General features: G+C 41.5%; 18 protein-coding genes. 12 read left to right on the top strand and 6 right to left on the bottom strand.

Annotated elements, in window-relative coordinates; all coding sequences use genetic code 11:
• Positions 1–184: 184 nt before the first annotated feature.
• From HWQ39_RS13665 to HWQ39_RS13650, 4 genes are all read left to right on the top strand, one after another.
• The gene (locus HWQ39_RS13665) at positions 185–1,168 is read left to right on the top strand and encodes a choice-of-anchor A family protein (protein ID WP_292845464.1); all 984 of its coding nucleotides are present in this window, start codon (positions 185–187) and stop codon (positions 1,166–1,168) included.
• 135 nt (positions 1,169–1,303) lie between these two features.
• On the top strand, positions 1,304–2,323 hold the full coding sequence (locus HWQ39_RS13660) for an ABC transporter ATP-binding protein (RefSeq protein ID WP_094352455.1): 1,020 nt from the start codon (positions 1,304–1,306) through the stop codon (positions 2,321–2,323).
• A gap of 89 nt (positions 2,324–2,412) precedes the next feature.
• Entirely contained in the window at positions 2,413–3,300 is an 888-nt protein-coding gene (locus HWQ39_RS13655; RefSeq protein ID WP_292845680.1) for an ABC transporter permease, read from the top strand.
• A 40-nt stretch (positions 3,301–3,340) separates the two neighbouring features.
• Complete coding sequence (locus HWQ39_RS13650; RefSeq protein WP_292845461.1) at positions 3,341–3,739, top strand: hypothetical protein; 399 nt, start codon at positions 3,341–3,343, stop codon at positions 3,737–3,739.
• A 78-nt stretch (positions 3,740–3,817) separates the two neighbouring features.
• Here HWQ39_RS13650 and HWQ39_RS13645 read toward each other — a convergent pair whose 3' ends face one another.
• Positions 3,818–4,255, bottom strand: a complete 438-nt coding sequence (locus HWQ39_RS13645; RefSeq protein ID WP_292845460.1) for a peroxiredoxin — start codon at positions 4,253–4,255, stop codon at positions 3,818–3,820.
• Between the two features lie 193 nt (positions 4,256–4,448).
• Here HWQ39_RS13645 and HWQ39_RS13640 point away from each other — a divergent pair, with 193 nt between their 5' ends.
• The 5 genes from HWQ39_RS13640 to HWQ39_RS13620 all read left to right on the top strand — a co-directional run bounded on the left by HWQ39_RS13640 (position 4,449) and on the right by HWQ39_RS13620 (position 7,740).
• Positions 4,449–4,853, top strand: coding sequence for an Npun_F0494 family protein (locus HWQ39_RS13640; RefSeq protein ID WP_292845458.1), 405 nt, complete (start codon positions 4,449–4,451; stop codon positions 4,851–4,853).
• Positions 4,854–5,127: 274 nt separating this feature from the next.
• Complete coding sequence (cobQ, locus tag HWQ39_RS13635) at positions 5,128–6,612, top strand: cobyric acid synthase CobQ (RefSeq protein ID WP_292845456.1); 1,485 nt, start codon at positions 5,128–5,130, stop codon at positions 6,610–6,612.
• 72 nt (positions 6,613–6,684) lie between these two features.
• A complete protein-coding gene (locus tag HWQ39_RS13630) occupies positions 6,685–6,921 on the top strand; it encodes a 2Fe-2S iron-sulfur cluster-binding protein (protein WP_069073076.1) in 237 nt (78 codons plus the stop codon).
• 61 nt (positions 6,922–6,982) lie between these two features.
• Positions 6,983–7,201 (top strand): type II toxin-antitoxin system HicB family antitoxin, encoded by a 219-nt coding sequence (locus HWQ39_RS13625; RefSeq protein WP_292845454.1) that lies wholly within the window; start codon positions 6,983–6,985, stop codon positions 7,199–7,201.
• Between the two features lie 161 nt (positions 7,202–7,362).
• Complete coding sequence (locus HWQ39_RS13620) at positions 7,363–7,740, top strand: hypothetical protein (protein ID WP_292845452.1); 378 nt, start codon at positions 7,363–7,365, stop codon at positions 7,738–7,740.
• A 106-nt stretch (positions 7,741–7,846) separates the two neighbouring features.
• Here HWQ39_RS13620 and HWQ39_RS13615 read toward each other — a convergent pair whose 3' ends face one another.
• The 4 genes from HWQ39_RS13615 to HWQ39_RS13600 form a co-directional block, all read right to left on the bottom strand.
• Entirely contained in the window at positions 7,847–8,290 is a 444-nt protein-coding gene (locus HWQ39_RS13615; RefSeq protein WP_292845449.1) for an SRPBCC family protein, read from the bottom strand.
• A 44-nt stretch (positions 8,291–8,334) separates the two neighbouring features.
• The gene (zds, locus tag HWQ39_RS13610) at positions 8,335–9,774 is read right to left on the bottom strand and encodes a 9,9'-di-cis-zeta-carotene desaturase (protein WP_292845446.1); all 1,440 of its coding nucleotides are present in this window, start codon (positions 9,772–9,774) and stop codon (positions 8,335–8,337) included.
• A 276-nt stretch (positions 9,775–10,050) separates the two neighbouring features.
• Entirely contained in the window at positions 10,051–10,227 is a 177-nt protein-coding gene (locus HWQ39_RS13605) for a CopG family transcriptional regulator (protein WP_292845444.1), read from the bottom strand.
• 1,682 nt (positions 10,228–11,909) lie between these two features.
• The gene (locus HWQ39_RS13600; RefSeq protein ID WP_292845441.1) at positions 11,910–13,541 is read right to left on the bottom strand and encodes a hypothetical protein; all 1,632 of its coding nucleotides are present in this window, start codon (positions 13,539–13,541) and stop codon (positions 11,910–11,912) included.
• A gap of 499 nt (positions 13,542–14,040) precedes the next feature.
• Between HWQ39_RS13600 and HWQ39_RS13595 the strand changes: the two genes are divergently transcribed.
• The 3 genes from HWQ39_RS13595 to HWQ39_RS13585 all read left to right on the top strand — a co-directional run bounded on the left by HWQ39_RS13595 (position 14,041) and on the right by HWQ39_RS13585 (position 15,299).
• Positions 14,041–14,397: an iron-sulfur cluster assembly accessory protein gene (locus tag HWQ39_RS13595; RefSeq protein ID WP_179069217.1), complete on the top strand. Its 357-nt coding sequence runs from the start codon at positions 14,041–14,043 to the stop codon at positions 14,395–14,397.
• A 120-nt stretch (positions 14,398–14,517) separates the two neighbouring features.
• Complete coding sequence (locus tag HWQ39_RS13590; protein ID WP_292845438.1) at positions 14,518–14,940, top strand: hypothetical protein; 423 nt, start codon at positions 14,518–14,520, stop codon at positions 14,938–14,940.
• 113 nt (positions 14,941–15,053) lie between these two features.
• A complete protein-coding gene (locus tag HWQ39_RS13585; RefSeq protein WP_292845435.1) occupies positions 15,054–15,299 on the top strand; it encodes a hypothetical protein in 246 nt (81 codons plus the stop codon).
• Between the two features lie 135 nt (positions 15,300–15,434).
• Here the strand turns inward: HWQ39_RS13585 and HWQ39_RS13580 are convergent, their stop codons facing one another.
• Positions 15,435–16,355: a TIGR01777 family oxidoreductase gene (locus tag HWQ39_RS13580; RefSeq protein ID WP_292845432.1), complete on the bottom strand. Its 921-nt coding sequence runs from the start codon at positions 16,353–16,355 to the stop codon at positions 15,435–15,437.
• Between the last annotated feature and the right edge of the window lie 20 nt (positions 16,356–16,375).

Genomic DNA, 16,375 nt, shown 5'->3' with positions numbered 1-16,375 from the left:
TATAAATTATTTGCGATAAAAATTTAATTATGTAGTCAACAGTAAATATGCGGTTAAAGGGATAAAATAAGTAAAAATACGCAGTGATTATACTAGTTATAAAAGTTCAATGAAAATAGCAGCAAACTAATGCCATGTTTTATTTATACCCATAGGATCGTATTGATGATTACTCAAATAAAAGATGAAATCGAAAATCTATTATGTTTGGAGATTAGTAGCAACTCCGATTGTAGTCACTCTAGCGCTGGGTTTCTCAGCAAGAGCGAATGCAGTTGAGTTAGGCGCTGCCTCTGATTACAATGTATTTGTTCTGGGAGATATCACTCAAAAATATACAGATATTGAAGGAAAACTTGCTGCTGGCGGTAATGTGAATTTCGTCGGCGGACTTGGAAGCAAACTTTCTGGCAATAGCGGCAACGTAGTAGTAGCTGGAAAAAACTTAACTTTAAGCAACGGTCAAGTCAATCACGGTAATGCTGTCTACGGAGGAAGTGCCAATGTGTCTAGCAATGTGGGATTTCCACAGGGAACTTTCACCAAGGGTAATCCCATCGATTTCAATGAAGCAGGGAAACAACTACGAGGACTATCTCAATATTTGGCAACCTTAACCCCTACTGGTAAAACAACAGTTCAATCTTGGGGTGCTATTAACCTTAGTGGTAGTGGTACTGCTTTCAATGTTTTTAATGTTGCCGGTTCATCTGTCTCCAAGACAAACAATTTTGAAATTAAGGGGGACGCAAACTCGACTATTGTTGTCAATATCAGTGGTAAGGATGTGTCGCTGCAAAACTTTGGGTTCAATATCCTTGGCACAGATAAACAAAAGGTGATTTACAACTTCTATGAAGCGACAAACATAAATGCCAGTGGGATTAGTATACTAGGTAGTATTCTTGCGCCTTTGGCTAATTTCAATTTCAATAACGGTCAAGTTAACGGCAACGTGGTAGTAGCTTCCCTAACCGGAAATGGCGAATCTCACAACTATCTGTTTAATGGCGATCTACCAGATGTGCCAAGTAAATACTACACTCCGCCTAAGCCTCCTACTCGTACTCAGGTTCCAGAGCCGACAAATCTTCCAGGTTTAGGATTAATTGCTTTAGCATTTGGTTTGTTTCGCTACAAACGCAATCCAATAACTTGCTTAAAATAGCTAAAAATTTTTGGCAGCATAGCGCATGACGCGAATTTATTTAGAGATTTTCGCTCATGCGCTATTTCCTTACTCCCTACCTTCTACAATAAGGATAGACTTTATTGAGATTTGTATAGTTGGGGATCAGCTGTCATGGCTCCCGCCGTTTTCATTCAAAATTTGCAAAAGCGCTACGGCACAGTGGTTGCCGTCCAAGATGTTTCCTTTCAGGTAGAACCAGGAGAAATCTTCGGTTTACTAGGCCCCAACGGTGCTGGGAAAACTACAACCTTGCGTGCTTTGTGTACGCTGACCACACCGGATGCTGGCAAAATCGAAGTATCTGGGATCTCTGTGTTGGATAATCCCAGAGTGGCAAGACAACGACTAGGCTATGTAGCTCAGGAAGTCGCTATAGATAAGGTGTTGACTGGAAAAGAACTGTTGCAATTGCAAGCAGCACTTTATCACCTCCCAGGCGCAGTAGCCAAACAGCGTATCGAGACAGTATTAGATTTACTCGGTTTGCAAGAATACGCCAATAAAAAGACAGGAACCTACTCTGGCGGTTTACGCAAGCGCCTAGACTTGGCTGCTGGGTTGCTCCATGCACCTGATGTTTTGGTGTTGGATGAGCCAACTGTAGGGCTTGATATAGAAACCCGTTTTGTGGTATGGGATTTCTTGAGAAAATTACGCGCCTCTGGCACGACGGTAGTAATTACCAGCCATTATTTAGAAGAAATTGACGCTTTAGCTGATCGCGTGGCAATTATAGATCGTGGCGTTGTGATTGCTAGTGGTACACCTTCACAATTGAAAGATCAAGTAGGGGGCGATCGCATCACCTTGCGAATCCGCGAGTTTTCCCCCATTGAGGAAGCTGAAAAAGCCAAAAACCTCCTGAAACCTTTGCCCTTTGTCCAAGAAGTAATCATAAATAGCGCTCAAGGTAATTCCCTTAACTTAGTGGTGACACCTCAGAACGATGTTTTGATTAATATACAGCAAGCGCTGAATACTGCGGGCTTGCCTATATTTGGCATCGCCCAATCTCGGCCCAGCCTCGATGACGTTTACCTTGCCGCCACAGGACGCACCTTGTTGGATGCAGAACTTGCAGCTGTTGCCACCCGCGATCCCAAGGCTGAGAAAAAGCAGAATATGAGATAGAGAATGGAGCAGGGGAAGTAGGAAAGAAGAACTATTGATCAATGCCCAATGCCCAATCTAAAATTCAAAATCCAAAATCCAAAATTGCCATGAGCGTTACTCCTAAATCTGATATCAATTGGCAGCCATTAGCATCGCCACAAGCAGATGCTAATGTTGCGCCTAACTTTTTCGGTGAATTGCTACAAGAGACGTTGGCTTTAACTCGTCGCTTATTTATTCAGTTGCAACGCCGTCCCTCATCTTTAATTGCTGGAATTATTCAACCAGTAATGTGGTTAGTACTATTTGGTGCATTGTTTCAAAATGCTCCCAAAGGTATATTTGGCAATACAACAAATTACGGTCAATTTTTGGCTGCTGGCATCATTGTATTTACAGCCTTTGCTGGGGCGCTAAATGCTGGTTTACCAGTAATGTTTGACCGCGAGTTCGGCTTTTTGAATCGTTTGTTGGTAGCACCATTAGCATCGCGGTTTTCTATTGTCTTTGCCTCGGCAATCTTCATCATCAGCCAAAGTTTGCTGCAAGCAGCCGTAATTGTTGCAGCAGCAGCATTCTTGGGGGCTGGACTACCAGATATAGCAGGTTTAAGTGCGATTGCTCTCATTGTCTTGCTTCTAGCTTTGGGTGTAACAGCCATCTCTCTCGGTTTAGCTTTTGCTCTACCCGGACACATTGAATTAATTGCAGTGATTTTTGTCACTAACCTACCATTATTGTTTGCTAGTACTGCTTTAGCACCTCTATCTTTCATGCCTCAATGGTTACAGGTTATCGCTACTCTAAATCCTCTTAGCTATGCGATCGAGCCAATTCGCTATCTCTATTTCCATAGTGATTGGGAATTAGGTAGTGTAGTGATGCAGGCTCCTTGGGGCGATGTCACCTTTGGGGGAGCATTGCTGGTGTTGTTTGGCTTTGCCCTAGTCGCCTTACTAAGTATTCAACCCCAACTGCGGCGGACTCTGGCTTAAAGAGATAAAATAGATAAATTTTAGGTAGGGTAAAAATCCCATGAAAAAACCATTTTTACAAATTACTAGACTCTTTCTAGCTACGGCAGCAGGAATTAGCTTTGCTTCCTTGCTCATGGCTCAACCAAGTTCCGCTCAAGTCAGCAGTCCAGCAGATGCTTTCCCCAGTAATAGTACAACAGACCAAAATACCGATCCTTTCGCCCGTTCCAATTCAGACAATTTCAATATGTTTGATCTGATTCATCGGGCAAATTTCGGGACTCTCAACTGGAATTCTGACCAACAGAACGAAGAACTAAACTCAGCAGCAGCAGCCTTTAGAGCAAGGCAACAAAATCTAATTCGAGGTAAACAACAGCAAGCAACCCCCAGTTCGCAAACGATTATACTACCATCAGTTACGCAGCCATCGGTTACATCACCATCAGGTAACTGAATTCAAAACAAAGAACCCCAAGCCATAGAAGCTTGGGGCTAAGACTATTTAAAAAACCCTGAATTATCAGGAAAAAAACTACAGCCCAAGTGCAGCTAAAATATCGCTAGCATGGGTGGTGGTATTTACAGCACTGTCAACATGGGTAATTTTGCCGCTGGGGTCAATTACGTAGGTGACGCGCTTGGCATAACCGCCACCATCTACATCGAAAGCTTTGATGAGCGATTTGTCGCTGTCAGCCAGTAGGGGAAAATTCAAATTATATTTTTGGGTGAATGCCTGATGGGAGACTTGATCATCTGCACTGACTCCCAAGATGACAATATCTTTACCTTGATATTGAGACTGGGCATCCCGAAAACTACAGGCTTGTTTGGTGCAGCCTGGCGTGTCATCTTTGGGGTAAAAATACAAAACGACCGTTTTGCCGGCAAAATCAGATGACGAGACTGTGTTGCCGTTTGTATCTTTGGCGGTAAATGCAGGTGCATCCGTACCAACTGCTAGAGGCATAATTAACCTTTCCTGTTTCAGATTGTTGATGCACTTGAAATTTTACATTAATTTATAATGATTAAAATAATTATTAAAAAATAGCATAACTATACTTTAAGTAACTAATTTTGGTTTAATGGGTTATTCGTTGCAATAAAAAATATATTCTTCAATTAATCTTTTTGAGAAGAAAAATTTCTCCCCATACACAATGCCTGTTGTTGATTCGCAAAACCCAAATATTTTTGTCTATCCTCAAAGCACAGTAGAAAGAGCCGAGCGATCGCTAGTGTGTTCACCCTTTAATGTATCTTTATTTGAAGTGATGGGACACCAGAGTGTGTCATTAACTGCGATCGCTCTAGAAAATGGACTCAAGCATGGCTATACCAAGCGTCCTTTATCAGAATTAGCTTGTGATAACGCCTTGGGCTGGCTAATTCAAGTGGGTGTATTGCGGCGAGAAGTCGATGGACAGGGGATTACAGATAGTTTTCGCCTCACTCCTTTGGGACGCCAGTTAGTGGAACAATATCAAAGAAAAAATTGGCGTACTCCTTCATGGCGCGATCGTTTCTATGATGCTGTGATTCGTTGGTTACGGATACCTTTTTAGAATCAAAACCCCAAGAGTTAGGATTAGGGAATCAAAGGGAACAATATATACTGAAACATCACATCTATTCATGAAGTCTTTACCATAATCATCTAATTGAAGTTTGTTATGGTGGGCATTGGGCATTGGTCATAAGAGGCAGAGGGGAGAAACTTACTTCAACTCTCCCCTGCTTCCTGGTCTGCCGTGCTTTTTAAATGATGGACGGATTGTTACATAACTATTTGCTCCTAAAAATTAATCCTGTATCTTGAAAAACTAAGTGATAGCGACTATGAAATCAATTATGGTGGTGGGGACAACATCTCATGCAGGGAAATCACTTTTAACTACAGCTATTTGTCGCATTCTGTCGCGGCGTGGTTGGCGAGTGGCTCCCTTCAAAGGTCAAAATATGGCTTTAAATGCTTATGTGACTGCCAGTGGTGGAGAAATTGGCTATGCCCAAGCAGTGCAAGCTTGGGCGGCGGGAGTCGTGCCTTGGGTAGAAATGAACCCGATTTTACTCAAACCCCAAGGGGATATGACTTCTCAAGTAATTATCAAAGGTAGGTCTGTAGGCAAAGTGAGTGCTTCAGATTACTACGAGCAATATTTTGAACTGGGATGGCGGACAATTGAAGAATCGCTACAGCATTTAGGAACAGAGTTTGACTTGGTGGTTTGTGAAGGTGCCGGTAGTCCAGCGGAGATTAACCTCAAGCACCGCGATTTAACTAATATGCGGGTGGCCAAACATTTAAATGCGCCAACTATGTTAGTAGTTGATATTGACCGGGGTGGTGCTTTTGCCCATGTTGTTGGCACTTTAGAGTTATTAGAACCAGATGAACGCGCCTTAATTAAGGGTATAGTAATTAACAAATTCCGAGGACAGCGATCGCTCCTAGATCCGGGGATAAAATGGTTAGAAGAACGTACAGGTATCCCCGTTGTCGGTGTTATACCTTACTTACAAGAAATGTTTCCAGCAGAGGATTCTCTTGACCTGCTAGAACGTCAATCGTCATCAAGTAAAGCCCAAACTGACCTCAACATTGCCGTCATCCGCTTACCAAGAATTGCCAACTTCACTGATTTTGACCCACTGGAATCAGAAAGTACAGTTTCAGTAAAATATCTTAGCCCTAAGCAAGATTTGGGACATCCTGATGCCGTGATTATCCCAGGTACAAAAACCACAATTTCTGATTTGCTACTGCTACAAAAAAGCGGTATGGCAGAAGCAATCCAAAACTATGCTGCTTCTGGCGGAACAGTTTTAGGTATCTGCGGTGGCTATCAAATGCTCGGTCAAATCATTGCCGACCCAGAAGGGATAGAAGGACAAGCAGGCAGATTTCAAGGGTTGAATCTTTTACCAATCAGAACCGTAATTACCGGACAAAAAATCGCCCGCCAGCGCCAAGTTAGCTCAAATTATCCACAACAAGGCTTGCCAGTTAATGGCTTTGAAATTCACCAAGGGCGATCGCGCATCGAACAGCAAGGCATAGATCCCCAATCGTACCATGCCCTATTTGACGATATTAATTTAGGGTTAGTAGATAGTTGTCAATCGGTGTGGGGAAGTTACCTCCACGGGCTTTTTGACAATGGGCCTTGGCGACGGGCTTGGTTAAATCGTCTCCGTCAACAGCGCGGTTTAAAATCTTTGCCCACAGGTGTTGCTAACTACCGGGAACAACGAGAGCAGATTTTAGACTCTCTAGCTACTGAAGTAGAAAGCCATTTAGACTTAACTCCATTTTTGTCGTAAGCTAGGCTCTGATCTCAATTTGAGAGTCTCTTAATTACGAATTACGAATTACGAATTACGAATTATTATCTAATGATTGTTCGTGTCCGCTTTTTACCAGATGATGTCACTGTAGATGCTGAAGTAGGCGAAGCTCTCTTAGATGTAGCAGACCGGGCTGGGGTATTTATTCCCACCGGTTGTCTAATGGGGTCTTGTCACGCTTGCACTGTCGAATTAGAGGATGGAGAGATTATTCGCGCTTGTATCACCGCAGTACCACCACGCGAGGAATTGACGATTAATTTATTTAGCGACCCTACTTGGTAGTTTTTTAACCCTCTAAGTTCAGAATATCAGATGAGAAAGTAGAGGAAAAGAAACAAACAAGATGAGTAAACTTAAATACCCAATGCTTATTCAATGGTCTGAAGAAGATAATTGTTTTTTGGTAGCATTCCCTGATTTTCCAGGACAACGCTGGCGGACTCATGGCAATACTTACGAGTTAGCTGTAGCAAATGGAATTGAAGCTTTAGAGTCTCTAATTATTGCTTACGAAGCTGTCGGTGATCCACTTCCAGAACCAACAGGAAGTAGAGTGCGTTAACGCGATTGAGTAAGTGGTAACTAATGCTGAACAAATTGCGCGATCACGGGTTATTTTGGTTGAAATAGTATTTTTAGGTGTTATTACAGTTATTTTTTACTTACTTTAATAATTAGTATGAATAGTCTATGTCAGAATAAAAGAGCTTAAATTATTAATTTATGGCACAATATGCGATTGCTTTTGATTTAAAAACATCTCTAATGAAAGCTGACGGGATGACCCAATCCCAAATTACGTATGTTTATCAGACTGAAATACCTAGTGCATTAGCTAACTGCGGTTTTACAGCCCATCCCCAAGGTTCTCTTTATCATACCGAACTTGAGAAAGATCCAATAAATGCTTTGATGCAACTTCAAAGTATTTTAAAGAATGAAGCTCCTAAATTCTGCAAATACGTGAACTCTGTTGACGTATTCCGTATGGAGGAATGGAGCGATGTAACTCCATTAATTGCAAATCGTCCATCTGCTGATACCCCATCACCCCAAGATGAGGTAGAAGAACAAGAAATCTTTGAATCAATTATGCAATAATTCTGCCCAATTGTACTCACTACAACTTTTAAAAATCCAAATTTTTCCATCAGACAGTAAGAAACTTTTACACCTTGTTTCCTACTGCCTGGTTTTGCTATCTATATCAATTAGCTTTAACATTCAGCGCGTATTCTTTAAACCTTTCCAAATCAGCTTGAATTGTTGATTCAACTATCCGTCCCAAAAATAAGTTATCCATAATTTTGCCAATAATGCCGGGGATGGCGTAGGAAATAGTCATTTTCACAATGCTAGTATTGTGGCGATCGTAAAAGCGAATTGCTCCCTGATTAGGTAAACCATCAACAGATTCCCATTGGATAATTTGGTTGGGAACAACTTTGAGAATTCGAGATTGCCAATTAAATTCTAGACTGCCCGTCTTTAATTTCCAAAGAGATATATCTGGATTATCTGGTGGAATTTTCACCGAATCAATCCACTTCATCCAGCGGGGCATTTGCTCTAAATCAGACCAGAGGCTCCATACTAAATCTATGGGAGCCTCTACTTCTACCTGCACAGTATGCTCTAACCAGTCTGGCATTTCTCTTTTTCCTTCTCTACGAGACGCTGCGCGATCGCTGTTCGTTATTTCTTCAAACTCTCTAAAATTACTTTTGCCGCACGCCGTCCAGAAATAGTAGCACCTTCCATACTGTCAATGTAATCTTGCTGAGTATAACTGCCAGCAAGGAAGAAGTTATCTACTGGTGTTTTTTGGTTGGGACGGTACGCATCCATTCCTGGCGCTTCTCGGTAGAGAGACTGAGCAAGTTTTACCACGCTGTACCAAGTCATATTTAGCTCCCGCGATGAGGGAAACAGTTCATGGACTTGTTTGAGGACATGCTGTGCGATCGCTTCATTACTTTGGGCAATAAACGGATCTCCTGGTGTCAGCACTAGCTGTAACAAAGATCCCTGTCCTGGGCGATAATAATCAGCAGGACTAGTCAACGCCAAATCGGCAAAACAAGAAAAGTCAGCATCGGCTGTGTAAAGTAAATTATCGATTCCAGCCGCATGATTTAGCTGTTTACGTTGCTCTTTATCATTCAGTTCCGTTACCCAACCATCGAAACGTAACTGCACTGTCGCCACTGGCACTGCATCCAGTTTATAAATATTGTCAAATTCTGACCACTTACGCCACTCCTGGGGTAAGATGCGTTGAATTCCTGGAACATCACAGGCAAAAACGTAAGCATCAGCAGTAATTGTTTCTACGGTATCACCTTGGGCAACTGCTATACCAGTAACGCGGGTTTGTTCGTCTAACTCTCTAAACTTAATTTCCCGCACCTGCCGACGTGTGTAAATTTTAGTGCCTCTAACTTCCAGATACTCCAGAATGGGCTTGTGTAAATACTCATAAGGGGAACCTTCCAGCATTCGCAAAACTGAAGCTTCAGTTCTGACTGCAAATAACTGGAATATCGTTAACATACAACGGGCAGACATATTTTCGCAATCAATAAACCCCAATGCGTAGGCAATAGGATTCCACAGACGCTTGATGCTGCCATTACTGCCACCATGACTGCGGAACCAATCGGCAAAGCTAACTTTATCCAAATTGCGGATGGTTTTCATCGCCCCGTTAAAGTCTACCAATCCGCGAACTATGGGACTAGTACCCAAAGCGATCGCATTTTGCAATTTATCCTGCAACGATAGTTGGGAAGTAGTGAAAAATGCCTTTAAACCATTGAAAGGCGCACCTGTAAGAAAGCGAAAATCTAAAGCACCAGTCTGGCCCCCTTTGTTAATGAAAGTGTGGGTATGTTCCTTGAGGCGTAAGTTTTCTAACACCCCCACTTTCTTCATTAAGTCAAATAGTTGGTAGTAGCACCCGAAAAATACATGCAGCCCCATTTCTAGATGGTTGCCATCTCCATCAACCCAACTGCCAACTTTACCACCCACAAACGGACGAGACTCAAAAATCTCGACTTCACAACCAGCATCAGCTAGATCTACTGCGGTTGCTAGTCCAGCCAGTCCCGCACCTACGATTGCAACGCGCATTCCGTCGTTCCTTTTCAGTTTCTTTACAGATTGTAACTGGGTTGGTGTCGGAATTTGCTACTTAATATCAACTCCACCAGCATATTAACGCATGGCAATGTCGAGACTAAAACCTCTTTGATTACTTCTTTTAATCCCAGCAAATGACCAGACGCGTTTTTCTCGCGTCTGGATCATCTAGACAAACTCTTGTCCATAGCAGCGGACTCTCAAAAGTATCATAGATATTTTTTTGGTGGCAAAGCAGTTTTCTGGATAAGTCATGAAAGTAACTTCTTACTTATTTCCATCTTTGCTGTCGTCGGAAACAGGCAAACTTCTAATCAGTTCACGAATCACGTCAGTTGCAGGTCTACCTGTTTGCTGACAATATTTTTCTAGTTTTTCCGCTTCCTGTGTTGCGAGATTAACTGTTATGCGTTTAACGGCCCATTTTTTATTTGTCATTATCATGCTATCTGCTGTATATTTAGATGGTCGAAAGAGTCTAAATTAAAGAGGGAACCGATAAGGTTATCAGAGTTTGTCTCAGGAAACAAGTAATACCATTAATATTAAAAATGTTCATTTTGTCAAAGGATTCATAATTTTCTAAAAAAATCAAAAAGCGATACTTTATTTGTTACTATTGTGACAGCATAATTAGCACATAGTTGCTTTTGAAGATAATAACCCTACTAACAGCATGAGTAAAGACTGACAATGAAATTTGATAAATCAATTTGAGACACCTACTGTTGACCCAATGAAGATTTACAAAGTTATTCTTCATCGAAAGCACTTGACCTTCTCTCTTAACTAAGTTCGACAAACCTGTTTGGAGAGAACATCTGCTAGAACACTAGAAAGTAAAACTTCAGAATCACAATCGTGCTGAAATGCTGCCTCACAGCCGGGTTAGAGTGGTTTGTGTAGAGCGTGAATAGTCACTTATAAAGTAGGCAAATAAGCGATCGCTCCAGAAAAAACTCCATCTGCACCCATCACTGTAAGCAAGCATTTAGAGCTACTTGAATAGCTATAAATTTCGGCTTACCTCGATCAAGCTGATTGCTTTTCAGTGCCAATGTAGTAGCCATAAGAAAGGGAACAAAACTCAGTCTAATGTGTGTAGATAGACAATTATTTTGGTAAATTTTGACAGCATTATCTGTAATTTCACACAGATGAATTAATCCAGATAGACGTGATGTTAATTGACTGTTGCCGATAATAATATTTTAGTTTGATTTCATGCTTTTACACTAAAGTTCCCGTAAATATACGATTAAATTTTGCGTATTTTTTATCTTTCCTCTATCGATATAATTTGCTTTCAATCTAACAACTGCTTTGCATTTTTCCTATTGATCTATCTATAGGTTATGTAAATATTTTTTAGTCAATCATGGCACTAAAAATTCAACAGCAAATCTTCTTATCAGATTTAAGCTAAGAGATAAACTATTGCCAGAAAAATTGATTTACAACTATTTGCTATTTGGTAAGTATACCTATAAAAATAATTGTATATTTCAATATACTCTGGTAGTTTGTTTATTATAGCCATTATTTACGTACTTTAAATAATCTTCATTTAGACATTCAATAAGCTACTTTTCATGCTTTATAAAAAAATTACAAAGAAAAAGATATACATCTGAACTTTTGCTTAATGATATTGATATATAAGAAGATGCTCAAATAAAAAACTTGCTAAAAAAAAGATTCAAATATCTAAATGCATCAGTTAGGTTTGATTAAAGCAAACTTTGCAGATACTTTTTAGGACTTCGTAGCTATTTATACTGAATATATTTCAATGAGATGAATGAAAAATTATGAAAATACAGGTACTTCATGAAATTAAGGTAAAGCTATACTAATTCCAAAATTGAAGATCCCCCTAAATCCCCCGATCAATTGGGGGATTTTGAGAATTTTTTGCACCCCTTAAATCAATCAGGACTTACGCAAACAATAGCCAAAACCATTATTTTCAGGTAGGGGCAATACCCTGCGGGAAAGCACGCGGAGCTTCTCCAAGAGTTGCGGCTTCCCGCAGGGGTACGCGTCTACATTAAATTGCCCCTACCACGTGTACTTTTGCGTAAGTCCTATTAATGTGAGATTGAGAATTATGGAAATTCGTGCAACTATTCAAATTTAAGTTGGGGCATCAGTTGGAGAGTGCCAATACCTAAATCTTTAGGTGAGAGCGATCGCGCTTCAAACAAAGCCATCATATCTCGTAACTGAGGATTGCCACGGGAGGCTCCCGTTAGTCCTTTAGCAATGATTAAACCACAGTAGCCCTTAGTGTTTTTACAGCGCTGATTCCATTTTTTTCGGGCTTCGACATGAGTCGGATCTTCGTCTAAAAATTCACCAAATAGGAACAATTCGCCATTTTGAGTTTGCAATAAACCCAAGTCGTAGCGATCGCCATCAAAGGAGTCAGCACCCGGATTAAAGCAAATTGCCTTCAGTCCGCCTGTTGCTTCAATTCTTTCAATTACAGTTTTCGCCTTAGGTCGGGAAGTTTGAATTAGAATTACTGGCAAACCATCACCCACTTGTTTGATTTCACCAGCCTGATGGTAGCTGACTCCCTTTCGCAGAAAGTCCAACATTTCCCAAGACACCACATCTAAGCTGAGGAAGGAATCTTCTGGTATCAAGTCATCTTGCAACGATTGGAAATCAAGATTGTCAATCTCCTGATCGTCGATATCAAAACCTGCCATTTCCTCTAATTCTGCTGCTAACTGCGGCATGGTAGAGACTGTCACAGGAACAGATTTAGTTGATTCTTCCGACTGCGGCAGAGAAATGCGATAGCGACGGCTCAGAGTTGGGAAAATATCTTCGTGAAGTTGGCGACGGCGATCGCGAATAAAGCGGCTCAGGCTTTCGATCGCAACCAAGATTACCAATGCTTCTTCGTCATATAAAACAGCCCGTAGTCCTTCTAAGGGGTGGATATTACCGAAAGTAGGGTCAATTTCTGATAATGGCAGATCCGCCAAATCATCTCCTTGATCCTCATCTTCATGGGTTTCATCAGCACTCTCAAAAGTGAGAAACAAGCAATCTTGCTTGAGGAACGCTTCTTCTAAATGCTCTGTGGATTCTTGATCTGTTAAAACTGCGGCGCGAAATTGTTTTAAAGACTCTTCTGAACGATAAAACAAAATCCCATATTCCATTCCCAGCATTCCCATAACTGAGGCATAGAGTGTACCAACATCCCACTTATTAATCTCAATTGACAAAATTTGCTGTTCTTCCAAAAACTCCCAAGGTGCTGCTTGCCAAATTGCAAATGCTTTTTCTCGTAAGATTTGTGCATACTGTGGGGGTAAGTCGGGAGTTTGACTATCGAGAATGTCAGCAAATCCACGAAATAGTTCGTCAATTAAAGGCAGTTCTGGTGCGTAGTCAATGGCAATATCTAAATCTTGTAACACTCCCCGCAGGTAAAATTGGATCTCGCGGTCTTTGACTACAATTCTTTGGGGTCTGGCAGGTCTTGCCGGACTCTGGGGATGCTCCATAGCTTGCATTAAGGTGCGAACTATTGCTTCTGGGCCAATATCTGAGGCTACTACGTCCATGCCTCGAACGACACCTTGGGAGTAATCTACCCAAAGAATGCATTCTCCCTTTGCCTCTGAGTCTGAGAACTGGTTTGGTGATGACAACGGACGGCGATCGCCCTCCCATACAGAAGGAATTTGAGTTAATTTCTTCAACCGACGACTGGTAGAGCGATTAAAACTTGTCATAGAGATCAAAAGAAGCAATTTGGAAGTAAACTTTGGGAGATAGTTAGTCTCGGATTAAATTTTTATGGCTGCACCTGAAGGGTTGTTGCTTCTCAGGCTGCTGCAAGGCTTAGGAAGCAGGGAGCAGGGGGCAGAAGGTAATTCCGATGAAACAAGTTTCTAAAGGCTTGTATGAAAATGTTCTAGGGACTGGGATTTTTACTCAGTACGGCTTAAATGACTTGATACAATTCTTCTTTTTAAACTGAATTTTATACCGATAACTAAAGTTTTCATTCATAATTCTTTCCTCCTGCCCCCTGCCTTCTCGTATAAATATACTGAGTCTCTCAATTCTAGAATAAAAATCTTTGGCTGCTTTTAACAGAGTGTTTACAATTTGGCATCTAGCGACTTCTGAGCCGCTAGAATGAATACAAAAACACTCAAGAGCAACCTAGAGGCATTAACAAGCCAATATCAGGTAACGATTAGACTAATTAAGGAGTTTAAAAAGCAGATGACACAAGCAATTCAGGCTCAACAACGCGGAATTCTGTTGAGCGAAGCCGCATTGCACCAGGTAAAATCTCTCCGGGACAAGCAAGGCACAGACTTCTGCTTACGCGTAGGAGTACGTCAAGGTGGCTGTTCTGGGATGTCTTACATGATGGACTTTGAAGACACTAGCAAGATCACCCCCCAGGATGAAGTTTTTGACTATGATGGCTTCAAAATTGTCAGCGATCGTAAGAGTCTTTTATATCTCTACGGCTTAATGCTCGATTATAGCGATGCCATGATTGGCGGTGGTTTCCAATTCACTAACCCCAATGCCAACCAAACTTGTGGTTGCGGCAAGTCATTTGGGGTGTAATATTGTCATTTGTCATTTGTCCCTTGTCATTTATCGTTTATCATTTGCAGTTGCCCAATGACTAATGACTAATGACCAATGACCAATGACTAATGACCAATGACTAATGACCAATGACCAATGACTAATACAGTTGAATCCCTGTTTGATACAGGTTTAGAACGCTATAAAGCTGGAGAATCAGTAGAATCTTTAATCCCTGTGTTTAAAGAAGTGTGCGATCGCGCTCCTAAAACTAGTGCTGCTTGGGTTTGTTTAACGTGGTTGTATCTACTCGATAACAAACCCAGCTTGGCTTACAAAGCTGGACAGAAAGCAGTCAAGTTAAATCCACAAGATCCCCAAGCTAGAATAAATCTCGCCCTAGCAATGCTAGAAACAGGTCAAAAAGGTTTACGAGAACACATTGACATAGCACAACAGTTGATTTTTGTCAATGAAGAATGGAGTGATGAAATAAAAAATAGTATTGAAGACGGTTTAAGTAGAAAACCAGATTGGCAGAGTTTGAAAAAAGTCAAAAATTGGTTGTTTGAAGAATGATGATTGGGGATTGGGGACTGGGGACTAGGGGGAATTTATTGAAGTCAGTCTCTAAGTTGTCTCTTCCCAATGCCCAATGCCCAATGCCCAGTGCCCCACTCCCAACTCGAATCATGAAAGATAAATTGTTAAATTGGCTAAACATGGCTTTAGTCGCAGATGTTTTTTTGGTTTTGTTTGGCTTTGGCTGGTTAGCGATCGCTGCGATCGGTGATGCCGTAGGAGTAAACCTGGGCTTGGATTTGTGGCATCAACTGTGGCAACCCTTATTTAACCCAGCGATCGGCATCCTCATGGGCGGTGCTATTCTCAGCGGTATTATCAGTTGGGTTTCCAAAAAATTTCTTTCTAGTCAATAGGCTGGGGACTGGGAATTAGGGGCTGGGGACTAGGTAATGAAAAAGAAGCAGATTAGCAGGGGTAAAATTTCTCTCCTCTGGGCCTCTGCCTGTTTTGCCCAATCCTTAGTCCCCAGTCCCCAGTACCCAGTCCTTTTAATTAAGAATTTGTGTTAATGCTGATTGCAAATTAGGGTATTTGTACTCAAAGCCAGTTTCTACAGTGCGTTTTGGGATGACTTGCTGACCTTCTAAAACTACTATAGCCCCGTCTCCTAAAAGAGCTTCGATCGCAAAAGCAGGAACAGGCAACCAAGAAGGGCGATTCATAACTTGTCCCAAAGTTTGGCTTAAATCTGCCATCCGAACTGGGTTAGGGGCAGTGGCATTATATATACCTTCTATTTCCGATTTACTTAAAGCTTGGACAATTAGGTTAACTAAGTCGTCTACGTGAATCCATGAGAACCACTGACGCCCGCTGCCAATAGGCCCACCCGCGAAGAGTTTGAAAGGCGGAATCATTTTACCTAAAGCACCACCATTGCCCAAAACAATCCCAAGACGCAGAATTACTAACCTTACACCACTATCTTTTACCTTTGTTGCCTCTGCTTCCCAGGCTTGGCAGACTTGGGCTAGAAAATCGTTACCAGACAGACTTGTTTCATCAAAGGTGGCCGTTTCACTGGTGCCGTAGTAACCAATAGCGGAAGCGTTAATTAACACGTTAGGTTGGGGGTTAGCGTTAGCTATCGCTTCAACTATTTTTTGTGTGCCTAACTTTCGACTATTGAGGATTTCTTGTTTGCGTTCAGGTGTCCAACGTCCTTCACCAATGGGTTCTCCTGCCAAATTAACTACACCATCACAACTAGAGATGACACTTTGCCAAGAACCGGATGCATTTGGTGTATAGGCAACAATTTCTATATTGGGAAAAGCCTCAGATGGAAAAACCTTTTGAGCAAAGGCGGTGTTCCGAGTTAATACTACGATCTTATGACCTTTAGCGTGGAGTCGTTGTACCAAAAGATTACCAACAAATCCTGTTGCTCCAGTAATTGCGACTTTCATTTTCTATCTTAGCCAAACCT

The sequence above is a fragment of the Nostoc sp. NMS8 genome (assembly GCF_017115045.1).
In the GTDB taxonomy this organism is placed as follows: domain Bacteria; phylum Cyanobacteriota; class Cyanobacteriia; order Cyanobacteriales; family Nostocaceae; genus Nostoc.
This window is presented reverse-complemented; position numbering and strand designations above follow the sequence as displayed.

Excerpts from the sequence above, each read along its gene's own strand:
- HWQ39_RS13665 (WP_292845464.1), top strand. The coding sequence starts at position 185 with ATGAAATCGAAAATCTATTATGTTTGGAGATTAGTAGCAACTCCGATT.
- HWQ39_RS13660 (WP_094352455.1), top strand. The coding sequence starts at position 1,304 with ATGGCTCCCGCCGTTTTCATTCAAAATTTGCAAAAGCGCTACGGCACA.
- HWQ39_RS13655 (WP_292845680.1), top strand. The coding sequence starts at position 2,413 with ATGAGCGTTACTCCTAAATCTGATATCAATTGGCAGCCATTAGCATCG.
- HWQ39_RS13650 (WP_292845461.1), top strand. The coding sequence starts at position 3,341 with ATGAAAAAACCATTTTTACAAATTACTAGACTCTTTCTAGCTACGGCA.
- HWQ39_RS13645 (WP_292845460.1), bottom strand. The coding sequence starts at position 4,255 with ATGCCTCTAGCAGTTGGTACGGATGCACCTGCATTTACCGCCAAAGAT.
- HWQ39_RS13640 (WP_292845458.1), top strand. The coding sequence starts at position 4,449 with ATGCCTGTTGTTGATTCGCAAAACCCAAATATTTTTGTCTATCCTCAA.
- cobQ (WP_292845456.1), top strand. The coding sequence starts at position 5,128 with ATGAAATCAATTATGGTGGTGGGGACAACATCTCATGCAGGGAAATCA.
- HWQ39_RS13630 (WP_069073076.1), top strand. The coding sequence starts at position 6,685 with ATGATTGTTCGTGTCCGCTTTTTACCAGATGATGTCACTGTAGATGCT.
- HWQ39_RS13625 (WP_292845454.1), top strand. The coding sequence starts at position 6,983 with ATGAGTAAACTTAAATACCCAATGCTTATTCAATGGTCTGAAGAAGAT.
- HWQ39_RS13620 (WP_292845452.1), top strand. The coding sequence starts at position 7,363 with ATGGCACAATATGCGATTGCTTTTGATTTAAAAACATCTCTAATGAAA.
- HWQ39_RS13615 (WP_292845449.1), bottom strand. The coding sequence starts at position 8,290 with ATGCCAGACTGGTTAGAGCATACTGTGCAGGTAGAAGTAGAGGCTCCC.
- zds (WP_292845446.1), bottom strand. The coding sequence starts at position 9,774 with ATGCGCGTTGCAATCGTAGGTGCGGGACTGGCTGGACTAGCAACCGCA.
- HWQ39_RS13605 (WP_292845444.1), bottom strand. The coding sequence starts at position 10,227 with ATGATAATGACAAATAAAAAATGGGCCGTTAAACGCATAACAGTTAAT.
- HWQ39_RS13600 (WP_292845441.1), bottom strand. The coding sequence starts at position 13,541 with ATGACAAGTTTTAATCGCTCTACCAGTCGTCGGTTGAAGAAATTAACT.
- HWQ39_RS13595 (WP_179069217.1), top strand. The coding sequence starts at position 14,041 with ATGACACAAGCAATTCAGGCTCAACAACGCGGAATTCTGTTGAGCGAA.
- HWQ39_RS13590 (WP_292845438.1), top strand. The coding sequence starts at position 14,518 with ATGACTAATACAGTTGAATCCCTGTTTGATACAGGTTTAGAACGCTAT.
- HWQ39_RS13585 (WP_292845435.1), top strand. The coding sequence starts at position 15,054 with ATGAAAGATAAATTGTTAAATTGGCTAAACATGGCTTTAGTCGCAGAT.
- HWQ39_RS13580 (WP_292845432.1), bottom strand. The coding sequence starts at position 16,355 with ATGAAAGTCGCAATTACTGGAGCAACAGGATTTGTTGGTAATCTTTTG.